Source organism: Dehalococcoidia bacterium (assembly GCA_041653995.1).
Taxonomy (GTDB): Bacteria; Chloroflexota; Dehalococcoidia; order GIF9; family UBA5629; genus CAIMUM01.
Genome location: JBAZEK010000036.1, coordinates 1 through 5,055, shown reverse-complemented (window position 1 = coordinate 5,055; position 5,055 = coordinate 1). Strand labels below are relative to the sequence as shown.

Sequence of the window (5,055 nt, the reverse complement as noted above, 5' to 3'; positions counted from 1 at the left end):
TCGTGACCGGAGTCACATAGAGATTGACAATAGAACCCAGTTCTTTTTCCCGCACGACCGACAGTGCGGTCAATATGGCCGGGATCAGCATCAAAAGCAGCGGAATCACGGCAGGCACCATCGCCACAAGACTCTTGACATCCGGATTATAACGAAAGCGGGTTTCAATGGTGGCAGGTTCTGTTAATGCGGCAGCGCCGGAGGTTTGTCGCGCCATCGTTGCCAGCCATTGCGCGTGCATCCCCTGCGCATATCCGCGAACCGTTTCGGCCCGCTGCGGCATGGCGCCGTCGATCCAGGCGCCAATGGCAACCGGTGTCCCACGTTTCAGGTCGCGGGCGAAACCGGGCGGAATTTCGATGGCTAAACTGATTTCGCCTGCGCGCATGCGACGATCCATGTCCGCGTAATCGGCAATCGGCGGGTGTTCGCTGAAGTAGCGCGACCCGGAAAGGTTGAGCACATAGTCGCGGCTGGTGATGGTCTGATCGCGGTCAAGCACTGCGAAGGAGAGATTCTCTACATCCATGCTGATGCCGTAACCGATCACGAACATCAGGATCGCGCTGCCCAGCATGGCGAGCGTCAGGCGGATCGGATCGCGAAACAGTTCGAGTGCCTCGCGCCGGGTATAGCTAAGTAAGCGGCGGGGACTGAACCATGCCGGTCGCACATTGGTAATCGCAGCCTTTTGTTCAACAGAAGGCGCAATGGCAGCCGTTTCGGCAATTACTGCCGAGGGTCCGTCTGTCTCCCGGACCAGAGCCTCTTCCAGATAACTGATAAAAGCTTCCTCAAGTGTACTGACCCCGCGTGCCGCAATCAGTGCGGCAGGTGAGTCGCTAATCAACACCCTTCCTGCATGCATGAGTGAGATCCGGTCACATCGGCAGGCCTCGTTCATGAAGTGCGTGGAGATGAAAATAGTAACCTTATCCTTGCGCGCCAGATCGATCATGATCTGCCAGAAGGCGTCGCGCGCCACCGGGTCCACCCCGGAGGTCGGCTCGTCAAGAATCAGCATCTCCGGACCGTGGATCATCGCCACCGCCAGCGACAATCGCTGACGCTGACCCAGCGGCAGGGCGTCAGGCAGGCTGTCCATCACCTCGCGCAAGCCGAAACGCTGCGCCATCTCTTCCAGACGCGGCCCGATCCGGTCTTCCGGCATTTTGAATAAACGCGCATGCAATACCAGATTCTGCCTGACCGTCAACTCACTGTATAGTGAAAACGACTGCGACATATAGCCGACGCGCCGTCGCGTATCAAGATCATGTGGATCCACGGGATGGCCGAACAGCAGGGCATGCCCATCAGAGGCCGGCAAGAGTCCGGTCAACATCTTCATAGTCGTTGTCTTGCCGCACCCGTTGGATCCCAAAAAACCGAAAATCTCGCCTCGCCCGATGCTGAAGCTGACATGATCAACGGCGGTGAAATCACCAAAGCGCTTCGTGAGATCATGGGCTTCGATTGCTATCTCGCTGTCGGCGTCTGTTTCGCGGATGGGGATAATGACAGGTTGGTAACCGTCACGCTGCGCCTGTGGTAGTAGAGCAATAAATGCCGCCTCCAGCGTATGGGCGCCCGTAAAAGTCAGAATCTCCTTTGGAGTGCCTGTGGCAAGTATGTGCCCGGCATTCATGGCTACAAGCCAGTCAAAGCGCGCGGCTTCCTCCATATAGGCGGTGGCGATGATCACACTCATGCCGGGTCGCTCGGAGCGGATATGTTCGATTAGCTCCCAGAACTGCCGCCGCGAGAGCGGATCGACGCCGGTTGTCGGTTCGTCGAGGATCAGAAGGTCGGGATCGTGAATGAGCGCGCAGCACAGGCCGAGTTTCTGTTTCATGCCGCCGGAAAGCTTTCCCGCCGGTCGGTCGGCAAAGGCAGTAAGCCCCGTGGCGAGAAGCAACTCATCGATGCGGCGTTTACGCTCGCTCAGGCTGTGGCCGAAGAGACTGGCGAAGAAATCCAGATTTTCGGTTACCGACAGCGTTGCGTAGAGATTCCTGCCCAGCCCCTGCGGCATATAGGCCACCTGCGGGCAAACGATTCTGCGGTGGCGATGGTCGGCGATATCGCCGCCTAATACTTCGATCCTTCCTGTCTGGATCGCTCTGGCGCCTGCCACCAATGAGAATAGTGTGGACTTGCCCACGCCGTCCGGTCCGATGAAGCCAACCATGCAGCCGGCCGGGACATCAAGACTCACGGCATCAAGCGCCAACGTCTTGCCGAAGCTCAGACTGACTTCATGCAATCGGGCCGCAGGCGGCAAAAGGCCGGCGGCGGGATTTTGTTCACTCATCATTGTGCCTTCACCTGCAAATGAGCCGGCCACTGGGCTTTGGAATCAAGGCGTATATAGGCCATGCCGGGCAATCCGGTTTTAACCTGGGTGATATACTTTCTGAGCAACTCGGGGGGGATCTGGGCGCGGACGCGAAACATCAGCTTCTGGCGTTCACTGGCCGTCTCCACTGTTTTCGGGGTGAACTGGGCCATATCGGCCACAAACGACACCCGTGCCGGAATGACATACTGAGGAGCGGCATCAAGGACCAGCCGCACCTCGGTGCCCAGTGCGACTCGCCCCACTACGGCTGTGGGCAGGAAAAAGGTCATATAGACATCGCTCAAGTCAACCAGACTCAACACCCGGCCGCCGCCGCCGACCACCTCACCCGGCTGGACTACGCGGTATTGCACCCGCCCGTCGCGGGGCGACTTGAGCGCACTGTCTTTTATATCGGCCTGGATGCGGTCGACTGTCGCCTTTACGGCTTCAACGGCCGACAGCGCGCCGGCAATACCGGCCCGTGCCGTTACAATGGTCGCGCCTGCGGCGGCAAGTTGGGCGCGAGCTACGCTGACGGTGGCAACGGCGCTCTGGACCCGCGCACTGTCATCATCAGACTCCTGTTGCGACGTCGCCGCCTCAGCAGCGAGAGTTGATGAGCGAAGCGCGCGCTTTCGGGCAACGCTAAGTTCGGCTTCGCGCTGTCTGACCAGGGCCAGCGCCGCTTCTTTTTCACTTTCACGCTGGACTAATTGACTGCGCGCCGTTTCAACCCCGCTCTGCGCCTGTTTCAGTTGTGCTTCGGCCTGCCGGCGCTCGGCTTCCAGTACTTCGGTATCCATCAACGCTACGACCTGTCCTGCGGCGACTAACTCTCCTTCGCGCACCAGAATATCCTTCACCCGGCCGGGTGTTCTGGCGGCGACGTCGATCTCAACTGCTTCAATGCGTCCATTGCCGCTGACCAGACCTTCGTTTTTGTCATCCTTACCAAATATTTGCCAGACGACTATACCCAAGCCGCCAATAATCAGCACCACTATGGCTGTGATCAACCATTTCTTCCGTTGTTTTGTTATAGTCTTCTTAGGCCCGGCTGTGGCTTCAGGCCTGATCTCGACTTTTGATATGGGCTTAGGCTCTTCTTTGAGTTCAGATTTGGGTTCGTTGGTCATAGTCCTCTCTCCATTTGATAGCAATTTGCTTTTGTTGACCTACTTTGGTGGACACGTTGTTGGTAATCCGTAGGGAACGATCGAGTGACCTCGTGTGACCTTCAGGTCATCAGGTTATTCAAACCGTTCCCTACGTGCATCGGATCACTCGCCTTACCGAAGGTTATCCTTTCAAAGCGAAATGACATGAGTTATTGTTCCTTATGTTCAAGAGTTCCGCCGCCCAGTGCCGCATAAAGGTTTACATTGCCGGCAAGCAGCGCCCGCCGTAACTGCACCAGTGCCTGTTCGGCCATAAACCGGTCGCGCTCGGCATCGAGTACCTCCAGGTACGGCGCAGCGCCATTTTGATAACGCAAACCGGCCAGACGTGTACGTTCCGTTTGCGCAGCAAGAGTCGCCTGCTGCGCGGCAACCTGCCGGGTAAGCCAGAGACGCGCCGCCAAGGCGTCTGCCACCTCGCGGAAGGCGCCCTGAATCGTTCGCTCATAGTCGGCCACAGCCAGATTGCGGCGTGCTTCCGACACATCAAGATTTGCCCGATTGCGCCCGCCGTCAAAAATGGGCAGGGTGATACTCGGCGCAAAGCTCCAGATACTGCTGCCTGCGCCAAACAGACCGCCAAGCGCGGCGCTGGCCGTACCCAGATCGCCGGTCAGCATGATGCGCGGGAAAAAGGCTGCACGGGCGGCGCCGATATTGGCATGAGCCGCCTTCAGCCGGTGTTCGCAAGCGAGTATGTCCGGACGGTTCATCAGCAAGTCCGAGGGCAATCCTGCGGAAATTTCCTGCACAAAGCGAGGCTCGATCATGGACAGCGTCTGGGTCTCGAAAATGACGGGGGCGCCGACCAGAAGCGTCAGGGCATTGAGGTTTTGATCCCGCAGGCGTCTTAAGGCCGCCAGGTCGGAACGCGCCTGATTCAAGAGTGTTTCAGCCCCAACTGCATCCACTTTGGATGCATATCCTACTTCATACCGCCTACGCGCTATGCGATAGGATTCCTCACGGGTGGTAAGGGTCTGCTCTCCAATAACGATGCGCTCGTCGAGTTCCCGTTCCAGAAGATATGTATTGGCAACCTGTGCGACCACGCTGATAACAATAGCGCGCCTGGCTTCTTCAGTTGCGAGGTAGGATTCCAGCGCTGCATCCGTTAGATTGCGCACCCGGCCCCAGAAATCCAACTCCCACAGACTGAGATTCAGGGTCACCTGGTATTGTTCTGAAGTGACAGAGCTCCCGGTCGGCGACAGATCGAAAGGCACCCGTGACCAGTTGGCCGCGGCGCCGGCGCCGATACTGGGTAACCGGTCGGCGCGCTGGATGCCATAGAGGCCGCGGGCCTCTTCCACTCGCGCGACGGCAATTCGCAGATCGCGGTTGTATTCAATCGCCTGAGCAATCAATTTCCGGAGTCCGGCGTCCGTAAAGAATTCGCGCCAGCCAAGCTGCATGGCATCTTGTGTAACCTGTGTTTGCGCTGATTTTGTTCCCGGATAAGCTGCTGCTGTGGGCAGAGAAGGCCGCTCATAGATCGGCGCCAGCGAACACCCGGCCAGGACGGTAATCATC

General features: G+C 58.1%; 3 protein-coding genes. All 3 read right to left on the bottom strand.

The genetic code is table 11. From position 1 onward, the window contains the following. The coding region (gene rbbA, locus WC359_14740) for a ribosome-associated ATPase/putative transporter RbbA (protein ID MFA5401705.1) at window positions 1-2,314 on the bottom strand (2,314 nt) is incomplete at its 3' end. Then, entirely contained in the window at window positions 2,314-3,384 is a 1,071-nt protein-coding gene (locus WC359_14735; GenBank protein ID MFA5401704.1) for an HlyD family efflux transporter periplasmic adaptor subunit, read from the bottom strand. The genes WC359_14735 and rbbA, both read right to left, overlap by 1 nt. 287 nt (window positions 3,385-3,671) lie before the next feature. Then, complete coding sequence (locus WC359_14730; protein ID MFA5401703.1) at window positions 3,672-5,054, bottom strand: efflux transporter outer membrane subunit; 1,383 nt, start codon at window positions 5,052-5,054, stop codon at window positions 3,672-3,674. Window position 5,055: the final 1 nt, after the last annotated feature.

Coding starts and splice junctions, on each gene's coding strand:
- WC359_14730 (MFA5401703.1), bottom strand. CDS start 5,054: ATGATTACCGTCCTGGCCGGGTGTTCGCTGGCGCCGATCTATGAGCGG.